Source organism: Faecalibacterium sp. An58 (genome assembly GCF_002161515.1).
Taxonomy (GTDB): Bacteria; Bacillota; Clostridia; order Oscillospirales; family Ruminococcaceae; genus Faecalibacterium; species Faecalibacterium avium.
Window position 1 is genome coordinate 125499 of record NZ_NFHX01000003.1, and the last position, 23416, is coordinate 148914.

Below are 23416 nucleotides of genomic sequence, written 5' to 3' on the forward strand. Positions count from 1 at the left end.
GCCTCCTTTCAGCAGCCCAGGGCCAGGATGGTGCCGTAGTTGGCGGGCAGCTGCACCGTCACGCGGCCGTCCTGCACCTGCACCGGCACGTCCTGGCTGTCCGGCAGGCCGGCCAGCAGATCCTGGGCGGCATCGGCGGGCACCGGGGCGCGGAACTCCACCTGGGCAGGGGAGCCGGCGTTGTTGAGCACGGTCACCAGAGCCCGGCCGTCCAGCACCCGTGCAAAGGCGTAGCGCTCGGTGGTCAGCACCAGCTCTTCCACCCGGCCATAGGTCAGGGCGGGCTCGCTGGCTTTCAGGCGGCCCAGCGCCGCGTACAGGGCGGCGATGGGATGGGACACCGTGCAGTCGGGATAGTCGGCCAGATCCAGGCAGGGGCGCAGGGGCCAGTCGCTGCCCCATTCCTTCCGGCCTTCCACTCCGAACTCGGAGCCATAATAGATGGAGGGGATGCCCCACAGCGTGTACACCAGGATGGCGATAGGCCGGATGTGGGCCTTCTCCCGCAGCTTGCAGGGCAGGCGCTCCACGTCGTGGTTGTCGGAGAAGGTGTACAGGCGGGTGTCCCCGCACAGGCCCGACAAGCGGCGCATGGTGTGGGCGATCTCAAAATAGTTGTGGTCGTTGTGGCCGCTCCAGAGGCCCTTGTGCAGCTCATAGTTGGTCACCGAGTGCAGCATACGGGGGTTGGCCCAGCGGCTGTAATCTCCGTGGATCACCTCGCCCAGCAGCCAGAAATCGGGCTTGAGGGTGTCGGTGAAGCGGCGCAGGTTCTCCATAAAGCCAAAGTCCAGCACGTCGGCGGCGTCCAGACGAATGCCGTCGATGTCGAAGGCGTCCACCCAGTAGCGCACCGTGTCGAAGTGGTATTGCTGGACCTGGGGGTTGCGCTGGTTCAGCTTGACCAGCAGGTTGTGGCCGCCCCAGTTGGCGTAGGACAGGCCGTCCCCGTACTCGTTGTTGCCATAGAAATTGACGTCGCAGAACCAATCCCGGTACTGGCTTTGCTCCCGGTGGGCCAGCAGGTCCTGGAAGGCGAAGAAACCCCGCCCTACGTGGTTGAACACCCCGTCCACGATCACTTTCTGGCCCCGGGCGTGGCACCGGGCCACCCACTGGGCAAACTCCGGATTGGTGCCCAGGCGGCGGTCCACCGTCCGGTAATCCACCGTGTCGTAGCCGTGGCTGCCGCTTTCAAACAGCGGCCCGATATAGAGGGCGTTGCACCCCAGGTCGGCGGCATGGGCGGCCCAGTCGTCCAGCTTGCGCCAGGCCCCGGGCACCGGCTGGCCATCGTTCTGGTGGGCGCAGCCGCACAGCCCCAGAGGGTAGATGTGATAGAATACGGCACTGTCGTACCAAGGCATAAGAAAGCACACTCCTGTCTTAAAGGTCTTGTCATCAGTATAGCACAAAACCTGCCCGGATGCATCCTCTGTCTGCGGCGGCCCCGCCGCCCTCTGCGCCCTTTTTGGCAAATGCTTCGGCGTTCTGCCGTTTTCCATACGAACCGATTTTATTCTGAACAACAAGGAGAGTATCTATGTGTGATCCCCAGGTCCCCCAGAGCTTTTGGGAAGGAGAATGTTTCGACGCATGGCGGTGGATGGGCACCCATCCCGCCTGCCGGCAGGGCCAGGAGGGCTGGCAGTTTGTGCTGTGGGCCCCGGGGGCCCTGGCGGTGGAGGTATGCGGCCCATGGGGCCGGTGCGCCATGCAGCGGGCCGAGACCGGCTGCTGGAGCGCCTTTGTGCCCGGCCTGGCCGAGGGTGACAGCTACCAATACTGCGTCACCGGGGCGGACGGGCGGATGCAGATGCACGCCGACCCCTACGCCTTTGCCAGCGAGCTGCGCCCCGGCACCGCCAGCCGTCTGGCCCGGCTGGACTTCGAGTTCGACGACGGCGCCTGGATGGAGTCCCGTTCCAAGCGGTACGACCTGCCCATGAACATCTACGAGATGCATCCGGGCAGCTGGCGGCACAAGCCCGGGGCCGGCGCCCCCGACGGTTCGGACGGGTGGTACGATTACGAGGAACTGGCGCGGCAGCTGATCCCCTGGCTGGCCGAACACCACTTCACCCATGTGGAACTGCTGCCCCTGGCCGAACACCCCTTCGACGGCAGCTGGGGCTACCAGACCACCGGCTATTTCGCCCCCACCAGCCGCTATGGAAGCCCGGCGCAGCTGGCGGCCTTTGTCAATGCCTGCCACCGCATGGGCATCGGGGTGATCCTGGATGTGGTGCCGGTGCACTTTGCCGCGGACCCCTGGGGGCTGGCCCGGCTGGACGGCACCTGCCTGTACGAATACGACAGCGATGTGGGCCACAGTGAGTGGGGCACCTGCAATTTCAACTATTACCGGGGCGAGGTGCGTAGCTTTTTGGCCAGCAGCTGCGGGCTGTGGATGGAGGCCTACCATATGGACGGCCTGCGCCTGGACGCGGTATCCCGGGCCATCTATTGGCTGGGAGACCCCGCCCGCGGGGTCAACCAGGGGGCGGTGGACTTTCTGCGGCAGCTCAACCACGGGCTGAACCAGCGCTGGCCCACCGGCGTCTACATCGCAGAGGACTCCACCAACTACCTCAAGATGACCGCCCCCACCCGCTACGACGGGGTGGGCTTTGACTACAAGTGGGACATGGGCTGGATGCACGACACCCTGGATTATTTTGCCACCCCCTTCGGGGAGCGGCCCGCCCACTATGGCAAGGTGCTGTTCAGCATGGAGTATTTTTACAATGAGCTGTACCTGCTGGCGTTCAGCCATGACGAGGTGGTCCACGGCAAGAATGCCATCATCCAGAAGCTGTGGGGCAGCTATGAGGAAAAATGCCGCCAGCTCCGGACGCTGTATCTGTATATGTTCGCCCACCCGGGCAAGAAGCTGAACTTCATGGGCAACGAGCTGGCCCACTTCCGCGAGTGGGACGAGCGCCGCCCGCTGGACTGGCAGCTGCTGGCCTATCCCTTCCACGACAGTTTCCAGCGGTACTTTGCCCGGCTTGGCTGGCTGTACGCCACCCAGCCCGCCCTCTATGCCGGCGAGTATGACCCGGGCTGCTTTGCCTGGGTGGAGCGCAGCAGCCCCGCCCGGGGCGTCTACGCCTGGCTGCGCCGGTCCAAAGGGCAGACCCTCCTGTGCGTGCTCAACACCCAGGACAGCCCCTGCCCGGGCTTCCCGCTGCGGCTGGAGACGCCGGCCGCGGCCACCGTTGTGCTGAACACCCAGGACCCCCAGTGGGGCGGCGAAGGTCCCTCCGCCGAGGGGCAGCGGCTGCACGCTCTGCCCGCCCCCGATGGCAGCGGGGTGCTGCGGGTGGACCTGCCCGCCCTGGGCGGCCTGCTTTTGGCCCTGGACGGGTAAAGATCATCTCATACGCCGGAGGCGCCGTAGTTGGCCAGCACCCGGGCGGAAGGGTCGTCCACATCGCAGCCGGGCCAGGCGCGGTTGGGCATCCAGAAGGCGGTGACGGTAGCTGCCTGGTCGTAATAATATTTCTCGAACAGCTCCCGGTACAGCAGGCTCTCCTTGGTGAAGGGCATACAGTGGGCCGAATAGTTGGCCCGGCGCATCTGGAACTGTTCATCGGTGTACAGGCTCTCGGCATAGGCTTTGATGTGGTCCACCATGCTGTGGCCCACCGCGTCCGAGAAGGCGGCTTTTTCCCGCCAGAGGATCTCGGGGGGCAGCCAGTCCCCCTCAAAAGCCTTGCGCAGCAGGTATTTGCCCTTGCCGTAGCGGTTCACCTTCATCTGAGGGTCGATGGCCATGACGTACCGCACGAAATCCAGATCCCCAAAGGGGACCCGGGCCTCGAGGCTGTTGGCCGAGATGCACCGGTCGGCCCGCAGCACATCGTACATATACAGCTCCCGGATCCGCTTTTGGCTCTCCTGCTGGAAGGCGTCGGCGGTGGGGGCGTAGTCGGTGTATTTGTAGCCGAACAGCTCGTCCGAGATCTCCCCCGTCAGCAGCACCCGCACGTCGGTATCCCGGTGGATGGCCTTGCACAAAAGGTACATCCCCACGCTGGCCCGCACGGTGGTGATATCCCAGGTGGCCAGGGTGCGGACCACTTCCTCCAGGCTGTCCAGCACCGTCTGCCGGTCGATGATCACCTCATGGTGTTCGCTGCCCAGGTACTCCGCCGTCTGCCGGGCGTATTTCAGGTCGATAGCGTCGGTGTCCATCCCGATGGCAAAGGTGCGGATGCGCCCCAGCTTGCGGGCGGCGATGGCGCACACCAGGCTGCTGTCCAGCCCGCCCGACAGCAGAAAGCCCACCGGCGCGTCGGCGTCCAGCCGCTTTTCCACCCCGGCGATCAGCTTGGTGCGGATGTTCTCCAGCACCTGCTCCATGCCATCGGCGTGGGGGGCGGGCACATCGGCCACGTCTTCATAGCGCACAAAGCGCCCGTCGCAGTAGTAGCTGCCGATGGGGAAGGGGCGGATGTCCTCGCACCAGCCCACCAGGTTCTGCAATTCACTGGCAAAGGCGATCTGGTGGCTTGTCTTGGAATAGCCGTAGAACAGCGGCCGGATGCCGATGGGATCCCGGGCGGCGATCAGACGATCTTTGCGGCTGTCGTAGAGGATCAGGGCGAACTCGGCGTCCAGATGCCGGAACATATCCAGCCCGTACTCGTAGTACAGGGGCAGCAGGATCTCGCAGTCGCTGCCCGAGCGGAACTTGTACCCCGCCCGCTGCAGGATCTCCTTTTCGAACCGGAAGCCGTACAGTTCCCCGTTGCACACCACGCAGTCGGCCCCCCGCCGGAAGGGCTGCATCCCGTCCGGCGTCAGGCCCATGATGGCCAGCCGGCCAAAGCCCATCAGCCCGAAAGGCCCTTGTACCACCCGCTGGTCGTCGGGACCCCGGCTGGCGGTGCGCAGCAGATACTCTTTGAAAGCGGCGGCGGACACATCGTGCCCCGTATAACCCATGATACAACACATATTCGTTACCCCTTTGCTTAAAAAAATACGGCAGCAAACATCCTGTTTCAGGACGAATGCTGCCGTATCCGTGGTGCCACCTGTGTTGCCGGCAGAAAGGCTCCTGCCAGCCGCTCATGGCTTTCCTCGTTGAAAGCGCCGCCGCGTAACGTGCGGCTGCCGTCCGGCCCTACTGCCGCTGTTGCCAGGCGGGTTCAGGCGGAAGCTCACGGGTGTTCTTCGCGGCCCGGCCCCCCGCGCGGCTTGCACCTTGCCCGCGCTCTCTGCCAAGGGACGGCCTGTGGGCCCTACTTTTCCCGGTCAAAGCTTTTGTTGGGTGTTATTGTAGCACGGCTCGACGCCGCTGTCAACCTCGGAGCCGGCGGCGCACCGCCGGCATAGCCCGTACAGGACGCTGCCCTCGCACTGCAGGGTAAAGCCGTGCTCCTCCAGCAGGTGCCGGCGCACCTCGGCCATAAAGCCGCAGTCCATATGGAAGATCTCGCCGCAGCGGGTGCACTTCAGGTGGATGTGCTCGCGGCAGTGGCGCTGCTGGTCGGTGTACTGGTACAGGGCCCGTTCGCCCTTGTCCGCCACATATTTCATCACCTGCTGGTCGGCGGCCAGCTTGTCCAGATAGCGGTAGACGGTGGTGGGGTTGGCGGGCGCGCCTGCGGCTTCCAGATAGGCCACGATGTCGGCGGCGCTCACCGCCCGGCTGGGGTTGGCCCTCAGATAGTCCAGGATCAGCTGGCGGGTGCGGGTATTGTAACTGCTGCGTGCCATAGGCGGGGGACACTTCCTTTCGGTGCTATTATAGCCTGCCCCGGCCCAAAGTGCAAGCCCGGCGGGGCGGGGGATGTCTGTGGGCCAAATGCTCTCAAATGCCCGAAACTCCGGGTGAATTTTGTGTAAAATATGGAAGGGGGCTCAAACACCGCCCCCAGGCCTTGTTTTTCTGCCCAAGTTGTGAAATAATAAAACTGAATGGCCGCCCTGTGCACGGCACTATGCCGGCACAGCCAAGCTTGCAGGGTCTTGGCACCGGCGCGCCATGGCCGCCGCCCTTTGCGGGGCGGACAGCACGACAAGCGGCCGGCTTGCAGGGCCGGCTTTTGGCCCCTGGACGGGGCCCGGTAGGGAATGGAAGGCATCATGATCATGAGAGAAAAAGAACGAGAGCTTGAACAGCAGCAACCCACCAAGACCAGCCTGAAGCTGCAGGCATACCAATACTTAAAATCCAGGATCCTCAGCTGTGAATACGCCCCCCGCCAGTTTTTGAACGAACAAAAGCTGTGCGCCGAGATGGGCAACATCAGCCGCACCCCCATGCGGGACGCCCTGGGACGGCTGGAGCAGGAGGGTCTGATCACCATTCTGCCCAAAAAGGGCCTGATGGTGTCGGCCATCACCGATGAGGACGTGCACAGCATCTACGAAGTGCGCCTGCTGGTGGAGCCCTATGCCCTGCGGGTGTATGGGGCCCAGATCCCCCGGGAGGGGCTGGAGCGCTTTGTGGGACTGATGCAGCACCCCGAGACCATCCCCGACTTCTATGCCGCGGATGACGCGTTCCACGAGCTGCTCATCAGCCCGCTGCCCAACAAGTACCTGCGGTCTGCCCACGACTCCATCACCGGTCAGAACACGCGGTTCCGCATCATGACCGGCAAGGTGGGGATGATCAGCCAGAAGGACACCTGTTCGGAGCACCTGGCCATCCTCACCCCCGCCCTGGCGGGGGATTGGGATGCTGCCGCGGCTGCCCTGACCCGCCATCTGGAGCTGGCCCGGGACAAGGCCGAGGGGGTGCTGGACCGCATCCACCTGGGCGAATAAGCTTACCCAAGGAGAACCGATTTTTATGCGACCCATCCAGTTTGGGGGCCTCACGCTGCCGCACCGGGCGGTGTTTGGCCCCATGGCGGGCTTTACCGATGCTGCCTGCCGCCGCCTGATGGCCCAGCACGGGGCCGGCTTCACCGTCAGCGAGATGGTGTCCAGCCGTGCACTGACCTTCGGCGACCACAAGACGTTCAGTCTGCTGCGGCCCCGCACCCCCGGCGCGCCCTACGGGGTGCAGCTGTTCGGGGAGGTGCCCGCCATCATGGGCCAGGCGGCCGCCGCCATCGAAGGGGAGGACTTTGACTTCCTGGACATCAACATGGGCTGCCCCGCCCCCAAGATCGTGTCGGGGGGCGCAGGCTCGGCCCTGATGCTCCACCCGGAGCTGTGCGGCGAGATCGTCGCAGCTGTCAAGGCCCACACCTCCCGCCCCGTCACCGTCAAAATGCGCAAGGGCTGGGATGCGGACCACGTCACCGCTGTGGCCTGTGCCAAAGCCTGCCAGGAGGCGGGCGCGGCTCTCATCACGGTCCACGCCCGCACCCGCCAGCAGATGTATACCCCCGGCATCGATCTGGAGATCATCCGCGCCGTCAAGCAGGCGGTGTCGGTGCCGGTGCTGGGCAACGGGGACATCCAGACCCCCGAAGACGCGCTGGCCATGCTGCGTGAGACCGGCTGCGACGGGGTGATGATCGCCCGGGGCGCTCTGGGTGACCCATGGCTGTTCGAGCGGGTCAACGCCGCCATCGAGGGGCTTCCCCAGCCCCCGGCGCCCAACCTCCAGGCCCGCATGAACGCTCTGCGCCGCCAGGTGGAGGAGATGGTGCAGCAAAAGGGCGAGCGCACCGCCATGCCCCAGGCCCGGGCCCAGGCCATCCACTATATGAAAGGGCTGAAGGGGGCCGGCGCCCTGCGCCGGGCCTGCTGCCAGCTGACCTATCTGTCCGACATGGACGATCTGATCGCTGAGGTGTTCGCCCAGCAGCGCCGGCCCGAAGAAGCGTTTTGAATCACTGGGGTGCCTCTGACAGGTCCTTTGCCCGGCGCATGGCCCGGCCTGACTTGCGGGGGCGCTCTGCCAGGACCCCTCGCACTCCCTGCCATGGCGGAGAGGGCGGGGGGCCGCTCTTCTTTATACAGGACAGGAAAGGAACCGCTTATGCAAACGACCCAGAAGGCGCTGGTCTGCGCCAGCTTTGGCACCACCGTCCCCACAGCCGCCGCCGACATCGCCGGGGTGGAACAGGCCCTGGCCGCCGCCGCCCCCGGCTGGCAGCTGCTGCGGGCTTATACCAGCGGCATGGTGCGCACGGCCCTGGCCGGCCGCGGCCAGCCGGAAGACAGCGTGCCCGAGGCTCTGGCCCGGGCCGCCGCCGCGGGCTGCCGGCGGGTGCTGGTGCAGCCTACCCACTTCCTCTGGGGGGTGGAATATGATAAACTGAAAGCCCAGGCCCTGGCCGCCGCTCCCGGCTTTGACTGGCTGCGGGTGGGCCGCCCCCTGCTGGATGACACCCGGGACCTGCGGGCTTTGGCGGGCGCCATCGGCGCGCTGTATCCCGCGGAGCCCGGCCGGGCGGTGGTGCTGATGGGCCATGGTTCGGCCCACCGGGCCAATGTGGTCTACCCGGCCCTGCAGGGGATCTTTGAGCTGCAAAGCCGCCCCGATATCCGCGTAGGCACGGTGGAAGGCTGGCCCGGGCTGGCGGAGGTGTGCGCCGCGCTGGCCCGCAGCCGGGCTTCCAGGGTGCTGCTGGTCCCTCTGATGCTGGTGGCCGGCGACCACGCCCAAAACGACATGGCCGGCCCCGGCCCCCACAGCTGGCGCAGCGTGCTGGCCGGGCAGGGCTACCGGGTGGACTGGGTGCGGCATGGCCTGGGCAGCGAAAAGGCTGTCCAGGACCTGTACGCCGCCCATCTGCGCGGCGTGCTGCAGGAGGACGGGGCCCATGGCCTTTGAACACTATATCCGCAGCGGCCAGAAGATGCTGCGCTGCGGCTACACCACCGGCACCTGCGCAGCCCTGGCTGCCGCAGGGGCGGCGAGGCTGCTGCTCACCGGGCAGGCGCCGTCCCGCCTCTCGCTGCGCACCCCCAAGGGGTGGGTGGTGGAGGTGGCCCCGGTTTTCTGCCGTCTGCTGGAGGAGGGCGGCGCCCTGTGCGCCGTGCGCAAAGACGGCGGAGATGACGCCGACGTCACCCACGGGATGCTGGTGCAGGCCGCGGTGGTCCTCACGCCCGGGCCCGGCGTCTCCATCCAGGGGGGCGAAGGAGTGGGCCGGGTCACCCGGCCGGGGCTGGACCAGCCTGTGGGGGCTGCCGCCATCAACCGGGTGCCCCGGCAGATGATCGCCCGGGCGGTGGCCCAGGAACTGGAGACGGCCGCCTGGCCCGGCGGGGCCGGGGTGACCATCTCGATCCCGGGCGGGGCGGAAACGGCCCGCCGCACCTTCAACCCTCTGCTGGGGGTGGAAGGGGGCCTTTCGGTGCTGGGCACTTCGGGCATCGTGGAACCCATGAGCCAGCAGGCCATTGTGGACACCATCGAGGTGGAGGCCCGCCAGGCCCGCCAAAGCGGAGCCCGGCTCATCCTGACCCCCGGCAACTATGGCGCGGATTTCCTCGCGGCCCAGGGCCTGGACGGTCTGGGCGTGCCGGTGGTGCGCTGTTCCAACTTCATCGGGGACGCGCTGGACATCGCCGCAGCCCAGCGCTTTGAGCAGGTGCTGCTGGCGGGCCATATAGGCAAGCTGGTCAAGGTGGCCGGGGGGATCATGAACACCCACTCCCGCCAGGCCGACTGCCGCACCGAACTTTTCTGCGCTCACGCGGCGGCGGCCGGGGCGTCCACCGCCCTGTGCCGCCGGCTGCTGGACGCCGCCACCACCGACGCCTGCATCCCCCTGCTGGATGCCGAGGGTCTGCGGGACCCTGTGCTGTCCAGTCTGACCGCCGCGGTCCAGACGCATCTGGAACGCCGGGCGGCGGGCGCCTTTGCGGTGGGGGCGCTGCTTTTTTCCAACCAGTATGGCCTGCTGGGGCTCAGCCCCCAGGCCCGGACACTCATCGACCAATGGAGGCATACCCATGCATGAACCCAAAGGCGTCCTCTACGGGGTATCGGTGGGCCCGGGAGATCCCGAGCTGCTGACCCTCAAGGCCCTGCGCACCATCCAGGCCTGCCCGGTGGTGGCGGCCCCCCGCACCAAAGGGGGCGGGATGGTGGCGCTGGACATCGCCCGCCAGGCGGCGGACCTGTCCGGCAAAGAGATCCTGCCCCTGGATTTTTCCATGTCCCCCGACCCGGCGGTCCGGGCCGCCGCCCACGCTGCCGCCGCGCAGCTGGTGCGCGCCCGCCTGGATGCCGGTCAGGATGTGGCCATGCTCAACCTGGGGGATGTGTCCATCTACGCCACCTGTTCTTATCTGATCGGGCAGCTGCGGGCCCAGGGCTATGCCACCGCCCGGGTGGCGGGGGTGCCCAGTTTCTGCGCTGCCGCCGCCCTGCTGGACGAGAGCCTCACCGATATCGACACCCCTCTGCACATCATCCCCAGCTGCCAGCAGCAGGATCTGGAAGCGGCTCTGGCCCTGCCCGGCACCAAGGTGCTGATGAAGAGCGCCCGCCGTCTGCCCCAGGTGCTGCACGCTTTGCAGGACCGGGGGCTGGCGGGCTCCAGCGCCCTGGTGGCCAACTGCGGCCTGCCGGGCCAGCTGGCCCTGCCCTCGCTGGAAGGGCTGCCCCAGACGGCTCTGGAGGCGGGCTATTTCGCCACCATCATCGTCAAAGACCCAAAGGAGGGGTGATATGGTACATTTTGTGGGTGCAGGCCCCGGCGCTGCCGACCTGCTGACCGTGCGTGGGATGCGGCTGCTGGCCCGGGCGGGCTGCGTCATCTATGCGGGCAGCCTGGTAAACCCGGCCCTGCTGGCCTATGCTCCGGCGGGCTGCACGGTCTACAACAGCGCCGAGATGACCCTGGAGCAGGTGCTGCAGGCCATCCGGGACGCCGAGGCCGCCGGGGTGGACACCGTCCGCCTGCACACCGGCGATCCCTGCCTCTATGGGGCCATCCGAGAGCAGATGGATGCGCTGGACGCCCTGGGCATCCCCTGGGACGATACCCCGGGGGTGTCCAGTTTCTGCGCCGCAGCGGCGGCTCTGGGGGCCGAGTACACCCTGCCGGGGGTCAGCCAGAGCCTGATCATCACCCGGATGGCGGGCCGCACCCCCGTGCCCGCGGGGGAGGACCTGACCGCATTGGCGTCCCATGGATGCTCCATGGTGCTGTTCCTCTCGGCGGGACTGCTGGATGAGGTGCAGGCCCGGCTGCTGCAGGGCGCATACACCCCCGACACCCCTGCCGCCATCGTCTACAAGGCCAGCTGGCCTCAGCAGAAGCTGCTGCGGTGCACCCTGGGCACCCTGGCCCGAACCGCCGCCGAAGCGGGGGTGCGCAGCACCGCCCTGGTGCTGGTGGGAGATTTTCTGGCCCAGGGGGGCTACCAGCGCAGCAAGCTGTATGACCCTGCCTTCACCACCGGCTTCCGGGAGGGCAAAGCGTGAAACTGTACTACCTGGCCTTCAGCAGCCGGGGCCTGGCCCTGGCCCAAAAACTGGCGTCGGCTTTGGGAGGCCGGGCGGAGCGCTGCGGCGGCCCCGTCACCCTGGCCGGGTGGACGGCAGACCACTTTGCCCCGGGGACGGGGCTTGTATATGTGGGGGCCTGCGGCATCGCGGTGCGGGCGGTGGCGCCCCATCTGCGCAGCAAGGAGACGGACCCTGCCGTGGTGGCTGTGGACGAGCAGGGGCATTTTGCAGTGCCTCTGGTGGCGGGACACCTGGGCGGGGCCAACGCTCTGGCCCGGGCCATCGCCGCGGCCTGCGGGGCCGTCCCTGTGCTCACCACCGCCACCGATGCGGCGGGACGGTTCCCCATCGACGACTGGGCCAGGGCCCAGGGCTGTGCCGTGGCGGATCCCCACAAGATCAAGGCCGTGTCGGCCCGGCTGCTGGACGGGCAGGGCATCCGCCTTTACAGCGACTGGCCCATCCGGGGCCAGCCCCCGCCGGAAGTCCGCCTCACCGGCCGGAAAGAGGACTGCGACGCGGCCCTGACCCTCACGGACCCGGGCAGCCCCCTGTGGCTGGTCCCCCGTGTGCTGGCGCTGGGGGTGGGCTGCCGCCGCGGCACCCCGGCCCGGACCATCGAGGCGGCCTGGCAGGCCCTTGCGGCCGGCCGGGGCCTGTGCCCCAAAAGCGTGTGCGTGGTGTGCAGCATCGACCGCAAGGCCGATGAGCCGGGGCTGTTGGAATTCTGCCGCAGCCATGGCTGGCCCCTGGCTACCTATACCGCCGCCCAGCTGCGGGACGCGCCGGGCCGCTTTACCCCCTCGGCTTTTGTAGCCCAAACGGTGGGGGTGGATAACGTATGCGAGCGGGCCGCCGTGCTGGGCGCACAGGGCGGGGACCTGCTTGTCCCAAAACAGGCCGGGGCGGGCGTCACGCTGGCTGTGGCCGCAAGGGCCTTTGGGCCGGATTGGAAGTGGACCGAATGAACAAAGTGTATGTGGTGGGCCTGGGGCCCGGCGGGGTCTATGGCATGACCCAGGCCGCCCGGGCCGCTCTGGAACAAGCCGATGTGATCTGCGGCTACGGGGTGTACCTGGATCTGATCGCCCCTCTGGCGGCGGGCAAGGAACTGCTGTCCACCCCCATGACCCAGGAGCTGGAGCGGTGCACCCTGGCCCTGGAAAAGGCTGCCGGGGGCTGCACTGCCGCCCTGGTGTGCAGCGGAGATGCGGGGGTATACGGCATGGCCTCCCCGCTGCTGGAGCTTGCCCCCCGCTACCCCGAGGTGGAAGTGGAGGTGGTGCCCGGGGTCACCGCCGCCCTGGCAGGGGCCGCCGTGCTGGGCGCGCCTCTGGGCCATGATTTCTGCATCCTGTCCCTGTCCGACCTGCTGACCCCCTGGCCGGTGATCGAAAAGCGGCTGCGGGCTGCGGCGGCCGGGGATTTTGTGCTGTGCCTGTACAATCCGGCCTCCCGCCGCCGCAAAGACCATTTGCGCCGGGCCTGCGCCATTTTGCAGGAGGCGGGCCTTGCGCCCGGCACCCTCTGCGGCTGGGTGCGCAACATCGGCCGCGGCGGCCAGACCCACCGCATCCTCACGCTGGCCCAGCTGCAGGAGGAACCGGTGGATATGTTCACCACCGTCTTCATCGGCAATTCCACCACCCGGCTGGCCGGGGACAGGCTCGTCACCCCCAGGGGGTATCAGGCATGAAAAAGCTGGTGATCTTTGGGGGCACCACCGAGGGCAGGGAACTGTCCTGCGCCCTGGCGGCCGAGGGCATCCGGGCCACGGTCTGGGTGGCCACCCCTTATGGCAGCGCCCAGCAGGGCCGGACAGAGGGGCTGACCGTCTGCACCGGCCGGCTGGACCGGCCCCGGATGGAAGAAGTTCTGACAGGGGCGGCCCTGTGTGTGGACGCCACCCACCCCTATGCGGTGGAGGCCAGCGTCAACATCCGGGCGGCCTGTGCCGGCGCCGGGGTGGAATACCTGCGGCTGCTGCGCCCGGCCAGCCCTTTGCCGCCGGACGCGCTTGACGCGCCCGATGCCTCCGGGGCGGTCCGGCTGCTGGAGCAGACCCAGGGCCCGGTGCTGGTGGCCACCGGCGCCAAGGAACTGGCCGCTTTTGCCCCGCTGGGGGGCGAGCGGCTGTATGCCCGGGTGCTGCCCACCCATGCATCTCTGGACGCCTGCGCCGCCGCGGGCATCCCTGCGGGGCACATCATTGCCATGCAGGGGCCTTTCAGCGCCGCCCTCAACCGGGCCATGCTGGAACAGTACGGCATCCGCTGGCTGGTCACCAAGGACGGCGGAGCCCCCGGCGGCTTTGCGGAGAAGGCCGATGCGGCCCGGGCTGCCGGGGCCCGTCTGGTGGTGATCCGCCGCCCCCGGGAGGCCGGCGCGTCTTATCAGGCGGTGCTGGCCCGCTGCCGGGAGGTGATGGCCCCATGACAGAAGTGACGTTGATCGGCATGGGGGCCTCGGCCGCCACCCTCACGCAAGAGGGGTATGCGGCCCTGCGGGCGGCCCGGCGGGTGGCGGGAGCACGCCGCCTGCTGGACGCTTTGCCCCCCGCTGTGACGGCGGACCGGGTGCCCGCTGTCCGCTGCGCCGATGTGCTGGCCGCCCTGCAGGGAGTGGAAGGCCCGGTGGCCGCCCTGTACAGCGGGGATACCGGCTTTTATTCGGGGGCGGACGGCCTGGTGGAGCTGCTGCGCCGGCAGGGCATCCCGTTCCGGGTGCTGCCGGGACTTTCCAGCGTGCAGCTGCTGGCCGCCCGCCTGGGCCGGCCCTGGCAGGATTGGCGGCTGGTGTCCGCCCACGGGGTCCCATATGACCCGGTGCAGGCGGTGTGCGGGGGACGCCCGGTGCTGTTCCTCACCGGCACAGGGGAGGGAAGCCCCCGGGCCCTGTGCGCCCGGCTGGCAGCTGCCGGCCTGGCCGGCCTGCCGGTGACGGTGGGGGAAAACCTGGCCTGTCCCGGCGAAAAAATCACCCAGGGCACGGCGGGGCAGCTGGCGGAAACCGCCTTCGGCCCGCTGGCCGTGCTGCTGGCCGAAGCTGCCCCCCGGGCTCCCCGGCGTGCGCCCGGCTGGCCGGACGAAGCCTTTGCCCGGGCCGACGGCATCCCCATGACCAAGCAGGCCGTCCGGGCCCAGATCCTGGCCGGTCTGGCGGTGACGCCCGGGGATACGGCATGGGATGTGGGGGCGGGCACGGGCAGCGTCAGCATCGAACTGGCCTTTGCCAATGGAGGCGCGCCGGTGTATGCGGTGGAGTGCCTGCCCGAGGCCTGCGCCCTCATCCGGGACAACTGCCGGCGCCATGGAGCCTGGAACGTCCGGGTGGTGGAGGGCACGGCCCCCGAAGCGCTGGAACAGCTGCCCGCCCCGGACCTGGTCTTTGTGGGGGGCAGCCGGGGCCGTCTTGCGCCCATCCTGGACAGGGCCCTCGCGGCAAACCCTGCGGTCCGGCTGTGCATCTCGGCCATCGCCCTGGAGACCCTGGCCGCCGCCATAGCGGCCCTCACCAGCCGGGGACTGCAGGCCCATGTGACCCAGATCGCCGCAGCCCATGCCCCCGGTACGGGGCGGCTGCACCTGCTGCGGGGGGAAAACCCGGTGTTCCTCATCACCGCAGGGAAATAAAGGAGAAACCATGGAATGTTTTCAGCTGATGGCGGCGGCCCCGGCCTCAGGCAGCGGCAAGACGGTGACGGTCTGCGCCCTGCTGGCCGCCCTTAAAAAGCGGGGTCTGGACCCCTGCGCCTTCAAGTGCGGGCCCGACTACATCGACCCCATGTTCCACAGGGCGGCGCTGGGGGTGCCCAGCTGCAACCTGGACCTGTTTTTGACCGCGCCCGCCCGGCTGCGGCAGCTGTATGCCGGGCATCTGGCCGGACATGGAGCCGCCGTGGTGGAGGCTGCCATGGGCTATTACGACGGGGCGGGCCTGACCGATGCCGCCAGCGCCTGGCAGGTGGCCGACACGCTGGATCTGCCGGTGCTGCTGGTGGTGCGCCCCGGCGGGTCCAGCCTGACCCTGGCGGCCCAGATCCGGGGCCTGCACCAGTTCCGCACCCGCAGCCATCTGGCGGCCATCCTGCTCAACGGGTGTTCGGCGTCCTATGCCGGCCGCCTGGCCCCCGTCCTGGAGCGGGAGACCGGCCTGCCGGTGGTGGGCTGCCTGCCCCGGCTGGAGGCCGCGCAGCTGCCCAGCCGCCATCTGGGCCTGTACACGGCAGGGGAGATCGCCGGCCTGGACGGCCGGCTGGAGGCTTTGGCCCAGGCCCTGGAAGCCAACACAGACCTGGACAGGCTGCTGGAGCTGTGCCGCCGTCCGGCGCCCGAGGCCCCGACAGTTCCTGCCGTCCCGCAGCGGGCGGTGGTGGCGGTGGCCAGGGATGAAGCCTTCTGCTTTTGCTATCCCGAGACCCTGGCCGCCCTGGAGCAGGCGGGGGCGCGCTGCGCCTTTTTCAGCCCGCTGCGGGATACGGCCCTGCCGGCCGGAGCCTCGGGGCTGTACCTGCCGGGGGGCTACCCTGAGCTGCACGCACAGGAGCTGAGCCGGAATGCCGCCATGCGGCAGGCGATCGCCCGGGCCGTGGAGGGCGGTATGCCCACCGTGGCCGAATGCGGGGGCTTCCTCTATCTGGGGCAGTCCCTGGCGGATGAGGCGGGCCGGAGCTGGCCCATGGCGGGGGTACTGCCGGGACAGGGCCGCCGGGCAGAGGGGCTGGTGCGGTTCGGCTACGCCACCCTCACCGCACGGCAGGACAGCCTGCTGTTCCGCCAAGGGGAGCAGGTGCCGGTGCATGAGTTCCACCATTGGGACAGCACCGCCTGCGGCAACGCCTTTGCGGCCCATAAGCCGGATGGGCGCAGCTGGGACTGCGGCTTTGCCTCCGCGAGCCTTTATGCGGCTTTTCCCCATCTCTATTTTGCGGGCAGTCCCGCACTGGCCGGACGGTTTGCAGCCGCTGCGGCCGCATACAGAAAGGAACCGCGCTATGAAGCGTTTTGATACCATCGAACAGCTCTGCCGGGCAGCCGGCGCCCCCGCAGACGATACGGCCCGGGCGCAGGCGCACAGCCGCTGGCAGAGCCTGGCCCATCCGCTGGGCAGCCTGGGCCTGCTGGAGACCATGCTGGAGGACGCCGCCGCCCTCACCGGCAGCCCCCGGCTGGATTTCAGCCGGCGCGCAGTGCTGGTGTTCTGCGCCGACAACGGGGTGGTGGCCCAGGGGGTCACCCAGACCGGCCCCGAAGCCACCGCCGCTGTGGCCCGGGGCCTGGGCGCAGGGCAGAGCCCTGTCTGCCGGATGGCCGCCGCAGCCCGCTGCGAGGTGGTGCCGGTGGACATGGGTATTTTGGATTTTGCCGGCGCGCCGGGGGTGCTCAGCCGCCGGGTGGGCAACGGCACCGGCGACATCACCCGGGGCCCCGCCATGACCGCCGCGCAGGTGCGTCAGGCGATCCTGACAGGGGCGGAGCTGGCGGCCGGGCAGGCCGCCGCAGGAGTCCGGCTGCTGGCCACCGGGGAAATGGGGATCGGCAATACCACTACATCGGCGGCGGTGGCCTGCGCCCTGCTGGGCCGTCCGGCCCGGGATTTCACCGGCCGGGGGGCGGGGCTGTCCGATGCGGGCCTGGCCCGGAAGGTGGCCGCGGTGACCCGCGCTCTGGAAATCAACCGCCCTGACCCCGCCGACCCTCTGGACGTGCTGGCCAAGGTGGGCGGCTTTGACATCGCGGGGATGTGCGGAGCCTTTTTGGGCGGCGCAGCCTGCGGAGTGCCGGTGCTGGCCGACGGCCTGATCAGCACGGTGGCGGCGCTGTGCGCCGTGCGCCTGTGCCCCGGAGCGGCCAAAGCGGTGTTTGCCAGCCATGTGTCGGCCGAGCCGGCGGCCCGCGCGGTGCTGCAGGCGCTGGGCAAGACCCCGCTGCTGACGGCGGGGCTGCGGCTGGGGGAGGGCACCGGCGCGGTGGCCTGCATCCCGCTGTGGGATATGGCCCGGGCCGTCTACGCCGAGAGCTACAGCTTTGAGACCTGCGGGGTGGAAGCGTATCAGCCCCAGGAAGGGGGTCTGTGAGATGTTCACCCTGGTGATCGGCGGGGCGGGCTCGGGCAAGAGCGCCTGGGCCGAGGATCGGATCCGGGGGCTGGGGATCCGGCCCTGCTACTACCTGGCCACCATGCAGCCCATGGATGCGGAGTGCGGCGCGCGGATCGCCCGGCACAGGGCCCAGCGGGCCGGCAAGGGCTTTGTGACGGTGGAGCGTCCGGTGGACCTGGCGGGCCTGCGTCTGCCCCGGCGGGGGGCGGTGCTGCTGGAGGATCTGGGCAACCTGGCCGCCAACGAATGGTACAGCCCCGGAGGCGCCGGACCGGAGGGCGCCCTGGACGCCATCCTGGACGGCATCGACAGTCTGCGGGCGCAGTGCCGCGCGCTGGTGGTGGTCTCCAACGAGATCTTTGCCGGCGGGCGGGACTATGCCCCGGGCACCGAGGCGTACCTGGAACTGCTGGCCCGGGCCCATCTGGCTCTGGCCGCCCGGGCCGACCAGGTGTGCGAGGTAGCCTTTGGGCTGCCGGTCTTTTACAAAAAAGGGGGAAGGAACGATGAAATGGAACCGCAGACAAGACCTTGACACCCCGCTGGAGGGCTGGCAGGAGCCGCAGCAGGAATCCCAGCCTGCGCCGCCGCCAAAGCTGTCCGCCCTGGCCGGCCGTCTGAAAGGGCTGGCGGGACGCTGGACGCCCCGGCTGCGCACGGCAGGGGAGACGGCGGCGGTGGCCTTTGGGATGTTTTCGGCCATCCCGGTGCCGCAGCCCCAGTGGAACGAGCGGAATATGCGCTATGCCCTCTGCGCTTTTCCTCTGGTGGGGGTGGTGTGCGCCCTGGCGTTCGGGGTCTGGGGCTGGGCGGCCGCGGCCCTGGATCTGCCGGTGCTGCTGCGGGCGGCAGGCTTCTGCCTGCTGCCGGTGTGGCTGACCGGCGGCATCCATCTGGACGGCTACGCCGACACCTGCGACGCCCTGGCCAGCTACGGCGACCGGGACAAGCGTCTGGCTATCCTCAAGGACCCCCACTGCGGGGCCTTTGCGGTGATCCGGCTGTGTAGCTGGTTTGTGGCCGACCTGGCCCTGTGCGCCGCCCTGCCCCTGACCATCGAGGCGGTGGGCTGTATGCAGCTGGCCTTTGTGCTGGAGCGGGCTCTTTCGGGCTGGGCGGTGGCCGCCCTGCCCCTGGCCAAACACACCGGACTGGCCCACACCTTTGCCCAGGCGGCGCCCCGGCGCAGGGCCAGACTGGTCCTGACCGGGGAGATCCTGCTCACCCTGATGGTGCTGGTGCCGCTGGGGGGCGTGTCGGGCTGGGCCATGCTGGCGGCGGCCCTGGCGGCCCTGTGGCGGTATGCCGCGGTGGCCCGCCGGGATTTTGGCGGGATCACCGGGGACCTGGCCGGATGGTTTTTGCAGCGGTGTGAGCTGTGGATGCTGGGGGCCCTGGTGGCGGCCCAGCTGCTGGAGAGGTATTTGGCATGATCTTGATCACAGGCCCGCTGTGGAGCGGGAAACGGGACTTCGCCTGCCGCCTTTTGGGCTGCGGGCGGGAAGAACTGGCGGCCCAGGCCGTCTGGGACGCACAGGAGCTGGCCGCCGGCTGCGATGACCTGGAGGCCCTGGCCGAACGGCTGGCCGGGAAGGAAGTTGTGATCCTCACCGAGGTGGGCGGGGGCGTGGTGCCCACGGACCCTCAGGTGCGGCGGGACCGGGAAGCGGCCGGGCGGCTGGGCTGCCTGCTGGCGGCCCGGGCCAGCTGCGTGGTGCGGGTGTTCTGCGGCCTGCCGCTTGTATTGAAAGGGGAACTTTGAACGATGACCATTTATCTTCTCCGCCACGGAGAGACGATCTATAATACCGAGAAACGCTACCAGGGCCAGCGGGATATCCCGCTTTCCACCAAAGGGCGGGCGGCTCTGTGCCCGGCGGACATCCGGCCCGCCCGGGTCTATGTCAGCCCCATGACCCGGGCCCGCCAGACGGCGGCGGTGCTGTTCCCTCAGGCGCAGCAGATCATCGTGCCCGGTTTGCGGGAGATGGACTTCGGCACCTTTGAGGGCCGCAACTATGTGGAGATGGAAAACGACCCCGACTACCTGGCATGGGTGGCTTCCAACTGCGAGAGCCCCTGCCCCGACGGGGAGCGCAAGGCGGATTTTTCCCGCCGCAGCTGCCAGGTGTTTGCCCGGCTGGCCGACCAGGCCTTTGCCCGGGGGGACGAGATGCTGGTGATCATGGCCCATGGGGGCACCCAGATGGCGGTGATGGAGCGGTACGCCCTGCCCCGCAAGAGCTACCACGAGTGGTGCGGCCCCAATGCCGGAGGCTTTGTGCTGGAAGGGGACGCCGGCGTCTGGGCGGAAGAACATACCCTGCGCTATCTGCGGACGGTCCAGTACACAAAGGCCGCCCGGGAGGCCGGATGCTGACCGCCCTGGCGGTGCTGGGGGGCTTCGGGCTGGACCTGCTGCTGGCAGACCCGGCCTGGATGCCGCACCCGGTGGTCTGGATGGGCAGGGCCATCACCTGGCTGGAAAAGGTGCTGCGCCGCCTCTTTCCCGACAGCCCCGCGGGGCAGCGGGCCGCAGGCCGGGTCCTGGCGGCCGTGCTGCCTCTGGGGACCTTTGCGCTGGCGGCAGGGGTGTGCGCGGTGGCCCGGCGGGTGCATCCCGCCCTGGGGTTTGGGGTGCAGCTTGTGTGGTGCTGGCAGGCGCTGGCCCTGCGGGGCCTGGCCGACGAGAGCGGCAAGGTCTACGACCAGCTGGCCAGGGAAGATCTGCCCGCCGCCCGCAGGGCGGTCAGCCGGATCGTGGGGCGGGACACCCAGCGGCTCTCGGCCGAAGGGGTGGCCAAGGCTGCCGTCGAGACGGTGGCCGAAAACTTTTCGGACGGGGTGGCGGCCCCCTTGTTCTATCTGCTGATCGGCGGCGCGCCTCTGGGCCTGGCTTATAAGGCGATCAACACCATGGACAGCATGGTGGGCTACAAGAACGAGCGCTATCTACATTTTGGCCGGGCGGCCGCCCGGCTGGACGATGCGGCCAACTACATCCCCGCCCGGCTGGCGGCCCTGCTGTGGATCGCTGCGGCGGCTCTGGGGGGCTTTGACGCGAAAAACGCCTGGCGGATCTGGCGGCGGGACCGCCGCTGCCATGCCAGCCCCAACTCTGCCCAGACCGAGTCGGCCTGCGCCGGGGCGCTGGGGGTGCAGCTGGCAGGGCCCGCCTGGTATTTTGGAGAATATTACGACAAACCTACCATCGGGGACCCGGACCGTCCGGTGACCCCCGGGGACATCCTGCGGGCGGACCGGATGCTGTATCTGGCCGGCCTGCTGGCTCTGGGGCTGGGGCTGGCCGCCCGGATGGGGGGCTTGCTTTTATGGGAGCTGCTATGAGCGAGAACACATTGACCCACGGCGGGGACTGGGCGGGCTTTGCCGCCCGGTATGGGGCCGAGGCCCCGCTGCTGGATTTTTCGGCCAACGTCAGCCCGCTGGGCCTGGCTCCCGCTGCGGCGAGGGCGATGGCGGAATGCGCGGGGCTGTGCGACCGCTACCCCGACCCCCTGTGCCGGCAGCTGTCCGCTGCCATCGCCGGGGCCGAGGGCACGCCCCCGGAGTGGGTGCTGTGCGGCAACGGTGCGGCGGACCTGATCTGGCGGGCGGCCCTGGCCCTGCGCCCCGCCCGGGCTTTGGTGACCGCCCCCACCTTTGCGGAATACGAGTGCGCCCTGGCGGCCGTGGGCTGCCGGACCGAGCGCTTTTCTTTGCGGCAGGAGGAGGATTTCCGGCTGGGGGAAGGTTTCCTGGAGGCCATCCGGCCCGGGGTGGATCTGGTGTTCCTCTGCGAACCCAATAACCCCACCGGCCTGACCACCCCCCGCCCTCTGCTGGAACGGATCCTGGCCCGGTGCCGGGCGGCAGGGGCCCTGCTGGTGGTGGATGAATGCTTCGGCGGCTTTCTGGACCGGCCCGAGGCCCATACCCTCAAGGGCCTTCTGGCCCCGGGCGGCCTGCTGATCCTCAAGGCTTTTACCAAGCTGTACGGCATGGCGGGGCTGCGGCTGGGGTATGCCCTGTGCGCCGACAGCGCGCTGCTGGATCGTCTGCGGCAGGCGGGTCAGCCCTGGCCGGTCTCGACGCCGGCCCAGGCGGCGGGCCTGGCCGCCCTGGGCGAACGGGACTATGTGGCCGCCGTCCGGGCGCTGATCGGGCGGCAGCGGCCTTGGCTGGCCCGGGGGCTGCGGCGGCTTGGGTGCCGCGTGGTGCCGGGGGAGGCCAATTACCTGTTGTTCCACTGCCCGGCCGAACTCTGCGGGCCTCTGCGGGAGCGGGGGATCCTGCTGCGCGGCTGCGGCAATTACCCGGGGCTGGACGATGGCTGGTACCGCACCGCCGTCCGCACCGAAGAAGAAAACAGCCGCCTGCTGGCGGCTCTGGAGGAGGTGCTGGGATGAGGCGGGCGCGCTGCATCATGGTGCAGGGCACCATGTCCGGGGCGGGCAAAAGCCTGCTGTGCACCGCCCTGTGCCGCATTTTCAGGCAGGACGGGCTGCGCTGCGCCCCGTTCAAGAGCCAGAATATGGCCCTGAACAGCTATGTCACCCGGCAGGGCCTGGAGATGGGCCGGGCCCAGGTGGTACAGGCCCAGGCCGCCGGGGCTGAGCCGGATGTGCGGATGAATCCCATCCTGCTCAAGCCGTGCAGCGATGTGGGCAGCCAGGTGATCGTCCATGGGGAGGTGCGGGGGCAGATGCCTGCCGTCCAGTATTTCCGGTACAAAAAACAGCTGGTGCCCGAGATCCTGGCGGCCTACGACAGCCTGGCGGCGGAATACGACGTCATCGTCATCGAGGGGGCGGGCAGCCCGGCTGAGATCAACCTCAAGGCAGATGACATCGTCAACATGGGCCTGGCCCGGATGGTGGATGCGCCGGTGCTGCTGGCAGGAGATATCGACCGGGGCGGGGTGTTTGCCCAGCTGTACGGCACGGTGGCCCTGCTGGACCCCGACGAGCGGGCCCGCATCAAAGGCCTGGTGATCAACAAATTCCGGGGCGACCCTGCGATCCTGCGTCCCGGCCTGGCCCCCCTGGAAGAAAAGACCGGGGTGCCGGTGCTGGGGGTGGTGCCCTATGTCCGGGTACAGATCGACGACGAGGACTCCCTGGCGCCCCGGCTGGACCAGACCGAAGCTTGCCGCCCCATCGATGCGGCGGTGGTGCGTCTGCCCCGCATCTCCAATTTCACCGATTTTGCCCCTTTGGAGCAGCATCCGCTGGTGGGGGTGCGGTATGTGGACCGGCCGGAGGCTTTGGGCCTGCCGGATCTGGTGATTTTGCCCGGCACCAAGAGCACCCTGGACGACCTGCGCTGGCTGCGCGGGAGCGGCCTCGAAGCCGCTATCCTCAAGCTGGCCGCCGCCGGGGTGCCGGTGCTGGGCATCTGCGGGGGATACCAGATGCTGGGGCGTTCCCTCTCCGACCCCGACGGGGTGGAGGGCGGAAAGCCGGGGGCAGTCTGCCGGGGGCTGGGCCTTCTGCCCGCCGAGACGGTATTCTGCGCCCAAAAGACCCGCACCCGGGTGCAGGGCACGGCCCTGGCCGGACCCTTTGCGGGGGCCGCGCTGGACGGCTATGAGATCCATATGGGCGCCACCCGGGTGGAGGGCGCGGCCTTCTGCCGCCTGTCGGACGGACGGGCCGAGGGCTGTGCCGCGGGCAATGTCTTTGGCACCTACCTGCACGGCCTGTTCGACACCGGGGAGGCCACCGCCCGTCTGGCGGACGCACTGTGCCGCCAAAAGGGGCTGGACCCTGCCGGGACGGCCCCTCTCAGCCATGAGGCGTTCCAGCAGCAGGAGTTTGACAAGCTGGCCGCCGCCGTGCGCGGTGCGCTGGATATGGATGCGGTCTACCGCATGATGGAGGACTGAACCGGAGCCCCTCCAGCAGGCAGGGACTGCGATGAGAAGCTGTGGA

23 protein-coding genes and 1 other annotated feature are annotated in these 23416 nt (G+C 68.9%); of the genes, 20 read left to right on the forward strand and 3 right to left on the reverse strand.

Going from position 1 to position 23416, the window contains the following annotated elements:
* Window positions 1-8 precede the first annotated feature (8 nt).
* On the reverse strand, window positions 9-1367 hold the full coding sequence (locus B5G12_RS04225) for an alpha-amylase family glycosyl hydrolase (protein ID WP_087324014.1): 1359 nt from the start codon (window positions 1365-1367) through the stop codon (window positions 9-11).
* Between the two features lie 176 nt (window positions 1368-1543).
* Here B5G12_RS04225 and glgB point away from each other — a divergent pair, with 176 nt between their 5' ends.
* Complete coding sequence (gene glgB / locus B5G12_RS04230) at window positions 1544-3373, forward strand: 1,4-alpha-glucan branching protein GlgB (RefSeq protein WP_087324015.1); 1830 nt, start codon at window positions 1544-1546, stop codon at window positions 3371-3373.
* An 8-nt stretch (window positions 3374-3381) separates the two neighbouring features.
* On the opposite strand, the gene asnB is transcribed toward glgB, so the two are convergent.
* Together asnB and B5G12_RS04240 are read right to left on the reverse strand one after the other, a co-directional pair.
* Window positions 3382-4965, reverse strand: coding sequence for an asparagine synthase B (gene asnB / locus B5G12_RS04235; RefSeq protein ID WP_446718506.1), 1584 nt, complete (start codon window positions 4963-4965; stop codon window positions 3382-3384).
* A 45-nt stretch (window positions 4966-5010) separates the two neighbouring features.
* Window positions 5011-5278, reverse strand: a binding site (T-box leader).
* Window positions 5266-5730, reverse strand: coding sequence for a Fur family transcriptional regulator (locus B5G12_RS04240; RefSeq protein ID WP_087229924.1), 465 nt, complete (start codon window positions 5728-5730; stop codon window positions 5266-5268). (Overlaps the previous feature by 13 nt.)
* A 369-nt stretch (window positions 5731-6099) precedes the next feature.
* On the opposite strand from B5G12_RS04240, the gene B5G12_RS04245 reads away from it, so the two are divergent.
* From B5G12_RS04245 to B5G12_RS04335, 19 genes are all read left to right on the forward strand, one after another.
* Window positions 6100-6786, forward strand: a complete 687-nt coding sequence (locus B5G12_RS04245; RefSeq protein WP_242955925.1) for a GntR family transcriptional regulator — start codon at window positions 6100-6102, stop codon at window positions 6784-6786.
* A gap of 25 nt (window positions 6787-6811) precedes the next feature.
* Window positions 6812-7804: a tRNA dihydrouridine synthase DusB gene (gene dusB / locus B5G12_RS04250; RefSeq protein WP_087229921.1), complete on the forward strand. Its 993-nt coding sequence runs from the start codon at window positions 6812-6814 to the stop codon at window positions 7802-7804.
* A 150-nt stretch (window positions 7805-7954) separates the two neighbouring features.
* A complete protein-coding gene (locus tag B5G12_RS04255) occupies window positions 7955-8752 on the forward strand; it encodes a sirohydrochlorin cobaltochelatase (protein ID WP_087229918.1) in 798 nt (265 codons plus the stop codon).
* Window positions 8742-9887, forward strand: a complete 1146-nt coding sequence (cbiD, locus tag B5G12_RS04260) for a cobalt-precorrin-5B (C(1))-methyltransferase CbiD (RefSeq protein ID WP_087324016.1) — start codon at window positions 8742-8744, stop codon at window positions 9885-9887. The genes B5G12_RS04255 and cbiD overlap by 11 nt, the downstream gene beginning before the upstream one ends.
* A complete protein-coding gene (gene cobI / locus B5G12_RS04265) occupies window positions 9880-10599 on the forward strand; it encodes a precorrin-2 C(20)-methyltransferase (protein ID WP_087324017.1) in 720 nt (239 codons plus the stop codon). Before cbiD ends, cobI begins: the two co-directional genes overlap by 8 nt.
* A 1-nt stretch (window position 10600) precedes the next feature.
* The gene (gene cobM / locus B5G12_RS04270) at window positions 10601-11359 is read left to right on the forward strand and encodes a precorrin-4 C(11)-methyltransferase (RefSeq protein WP_087324018.1); all 759 of its coding nucleotides are present in this window, start codon (window positions 10601-10603) and stop codon (window positions 11357-11359) included.
* Complete coding sequence (locus tag B5G12_RS04275) at window positions 11356-12351, forward strand: cobalt-precorrin 5A hydrolase (RefSeq protein WP_087324019.1); 996 nt, start codon at window positions 11356-11358, stop codon at window positions 12349-12351. The genes cobM and B5G12_RS04275 overlap by 4 nt, the downstream gene beginning before the upstream one ends.
* A complete protein-coding gene (gene cobJ / locus B5G12_RS04280; protein WP_087229903.1) occupies window positions 12348-13079 on the forward strand; it encodes a precorrin-3B C(17)-methyltransferase in 732 nt (243 codons plus the stop codon). The genes B5G12_RS04275 and cobJ overlap by 4 nt, the downstream gene beginning before the upstream one ends.
* Window positions 13076-13819 carry a precorrin-6A reductase gene (cobK, locus tag B5G12_RS04285; protein WP_087324020.1) on the forward strand — a complete coding sequence of 248 codons (744 nt, stop codon included), beginning with the start codon at window positions 13076-13078 and terminating at the stop codon, window positions 13817-13819. Before cobJ ends, cobK begins: the two co-directional genes overlap by 4 nt.
* The gene (cbiE, locus tag B5G12_RS04290; protein WP_087324021.1) at window positions 13816-15015 is read left to right on the forward strand and encodes a precorrin-6y C5,15-methyltransferase (decarboxylating) subunit CbiE; all 1200 of its coding nucleotides are present in this window, start codon (window positions 13816-13818) and stop codon (window positions 15013-15015) included. The genes cobK and cbiE overlap by 4 nt, the downstream gene beginning before the upstream one ends.
* A 10-nt stretch (window positions 15016-15025) precedes the next feature.
* A complete protein-coding gene (locus B5G12_RS04295) occupies window positions 15026-16390 on the forward strand; it encodes a cobyrinic acid a,c-diamide synthase CobB (protein ID WP_242955926.1) in 1365 nt (454 codons plus the stop codon).
* Window positions 16377-17459, forward strand: coding sequence for a nicotinate-nucleotide--dimethylbenzimidazole phosphoribosyltransferase (cobT, locus tag B5G12_RS04300; RefSeq protein WP_087324022.1), 1083 nt, complete (start codon window positions 16377-16379; stop codon window positions 17457-17459). The genes B5G12_RS04295 and cobT overlap by 14 nt, the downstream gene beginning before the upstream one ends.
* Before the next feature lies 1 nt (window position 17460).
* A complete protein-coding gene (locus tag B5G12_RS04305; protein WP_087324023.1) occupies window positions 17461-18018 on the forward strand; it encodes a bifunctional adenosylcobinamide kinase/adenosylcobinamide-phosphate guanylyltransferase in 558 nt (185 codons plus the stop codon).
* Window positions 17990-18916, forward strand: a complete 927-nt coding sequence (locus B5G12_RS04310; RefSeq protein ID WP_343286622.1) for an adenosylcobinamide-GDP ribazoletransferase — start codon at window positions 17990-17992, stop codon at window positions 18914-18916. The genes B5G12_RS04305 and B5G12_RS04310 overlap by 29 nt, the downstream gene beginning before the upstream one ends.
* Window positions 18913-19245: a bifunctional adenosylcobinamide kinase/adenosylcobinamide-phosphate guanylyltransferase gene (locus B5G12_RS04315; RefSeq protein WP_087324024.1), complete on the forward strand. Its 333-nt coding sequence runs from the start codon at window positions 18913-18915 to the stop codon at window positions 19243-19245. The genes B5G12_RS04310 and B5G12_RS04315 overlap by 4 nt, the downstream gene beginning before the upstream one ends.
* A gap of 3 nt (window positions 19246-19248) precedes the next feature.
* Window positions 19249-19863, forward strand: a complete 615-nt coding sequence (locus B5G12_RS04320; RefSeq protein WP_087324025.1) for a histidine phosphatase family protein — start codon at window positions 19249-19251, stop codon at window positions 19861-19863.
* Window positions 19857-20831 (forward strand): adenosylcobinamide-phosphate synthase CbiB, encoded by a 975-nt coding sequence (gene cbiB, locus B5G12_RS04325; protein WP_164474863.1) that lies wholly within the window; start codon window positions 19857-19859, stop codon window positions 20829-20831. Before B5G12_RS04320 ends, cbiB begins: the two co-directional genes overlap by 7 nt.
* Window positions 20828-21892 carry a pyridoxal phosphate-dependent aminotransferase gene (locus B5G12_RS04330; RefSeq protein ID WP_087324026.1) on the forward strand — a complete coding sequence of 355 codons (1065 nt, stop codon included), beginning with the start codon at window positions 20828-20830 and terminating at the stop codon, window positions 21890-21892. The genes cbiB and B5G12_RS04330 overlap by 4 nt, the downstream gene beginning before the upstream one ends.
* Window positions 21889-23370: a cobyric acid synthase gene (locus B5G12_RS04335; RefSeq protein WP_087324027.1), complete on the forward strand. Its 1482-nt coding sequence runs from the start codon at window positions 21889-21891 to the stop codon at window positions 23368-23370. The genes B5G12_RS04330 and B5G12_RS04335 overlap by 4 nt, the downstream gene beginning before the upstream one ends.
* The last annotated feature ends 46 nt before the right edge of the window (window positions 23371-23416 follow it).

Bases quoted from the DNA above. Each gene is read 5' to 3' on its own strand.
- asnB (WP_446718506.1), bottom strand. From the start codon at position 4,965: ATGTGTTGTATCATGGGTTATACGGGGCACGATGTGTCCGCCGCCGCT.
- B5G12_RS04240 (WP_087229924.1), bottom strand. From the start codon at position 5,730: ATGGCACGCAGCAGTTACAATACCCGCACCCGCCAGCTGATCCTGGAC.
- cobJ (WP_087229903.1), top strand. From the start codon at position 12,348: ATGAACAAAGTGTATGTGGTGGGCCTGGGGCCCGGCGGGGTCTATGGC.
- cbiD (WP_087324016.1), top strand. From the start codon at position 8,742: ATGGCCTTTGAACACTATATCCGCAGCGGCCAGAAGATGCTGCGCTGC.
- cbiB (WP_164474863.1), top strand. From the start codon at position 19,857: ATGCTGACCGCCCTGGCGGTGCTGGGGGGCTTCGGGCTGGACCTGCTG.
- dusB (WP_087229921.1), top strand. From the start codon at position 6,812: ATGCGACCCATCCAGTTTGGGGGCCTCACGCTGCCGCACCGGGCGGTG.
- cobI (WP_087324017.1), top strand. From the start codon at position 9,880: ATGCATGAACCCAAAGGCGTCCTCTACGGGGTATCGGTGGGCCCGGGA.
- cobK (WP_087324020.1), top strand. From the start codon at position 13,076: ATGAAAAAGCTGGTGATCTTTGGGGGCACCACCGAGGGCAGGGAACTG.
- B5G12_RS04310 (WP_343286622.1), top strand. From the start codon at position 17,990: ATGAAATGGAACCGCAGACAAGACCTTGACACCCCGCTGGAGGGCTGG.
- B5G12_RS04315 (WP_087324024.1), top strand. From the start codon at position 18,913: ATGATCTTGATCACAGGCCCGCTGTGGAGCGGGAAACGGGACTTCGCC.
- B5G12_RS04305 (WP_087324023.1), top strand. From the start codon at position 17,461: ATGTTCACCCTGGTGATCGGCGGGGCGGGCTCGGGCAAGAGCGCCTGG.
- cobM (WP_087324018.1), top strand. From the start codon at position 10,601: ATGGTACATTTTGTGGGTGCAGGCCCCGGCGCTGCCGACCTGCTGACC.
- B5G12_RS04320 (WP_087324025.1), top strand. From the start codon at position 19,249: ATGACCATTTATCTTCTCCGCCACGGAGAGACGATCTATAATACCGAG.
- cbiE (WP_087324021.1), top strand. From the start codon at position 13,816: ATGACAGAAGTGACGTTGATCGGCATGGGGGCCTCGGCCGCCACCCTC.
- B5G12_RS04225 (WP_087324014.1), bottom strand. From the start codon at position 1,367: ATGCCTTGGTACGACAGTGCCGTATTCTATCACATCTACCCTCTGGGG.
- cobT (WP_087324022.1), top strand. From the start codon at position 16,377: ATGAAGCGTTTTGATACCATCGAACAGCTCTGCCGGGCAGCCGGCGCC.
- B5G12_RS04335 (WP_087324027.1), top strand. From the start codon at position 21,889: ATGAGGCGGGCGCGCTGCATCATGGTGCAGGGCACCATGTCCGGGGCG.
- B5G12_RS04295 (WP_242955926.1), top strand. From the start codon at position 15,026: ATGGAATGTTTTCAGCTGATGGCGGCGGCCCCGGCCTCAGGCAGCGGC.
- B5G12_RS04245 (WP_242955925.1), top strand. From the start codon at position 6,100: ATGATCATGAGAGAAAAAGAACGAGAGCTTGAACAGCAGCAACCCACC.
- B5G12_RS04255 (WP_087229918.1), top strand. From the start codon at position 7,955: ATGCAAACGACCCAGAAGGCGCTGGTCTGCGCCAGCTTTGGCACCACC.
- B5G12_RS04330 (WP_087324026.1), top strand. From the start codon at position 20,828: ATGAGCGAGAACACATTGACCCACGGCGGGGACTGGGCGGGCTTTGCC.
- glgB (WP_087324015.1), top strand. From the start codon at position 1,544: ATGTGTGATCCCCAGGTCCCCCAGAGCTTTTGGGAAGGAGAATGTTTC.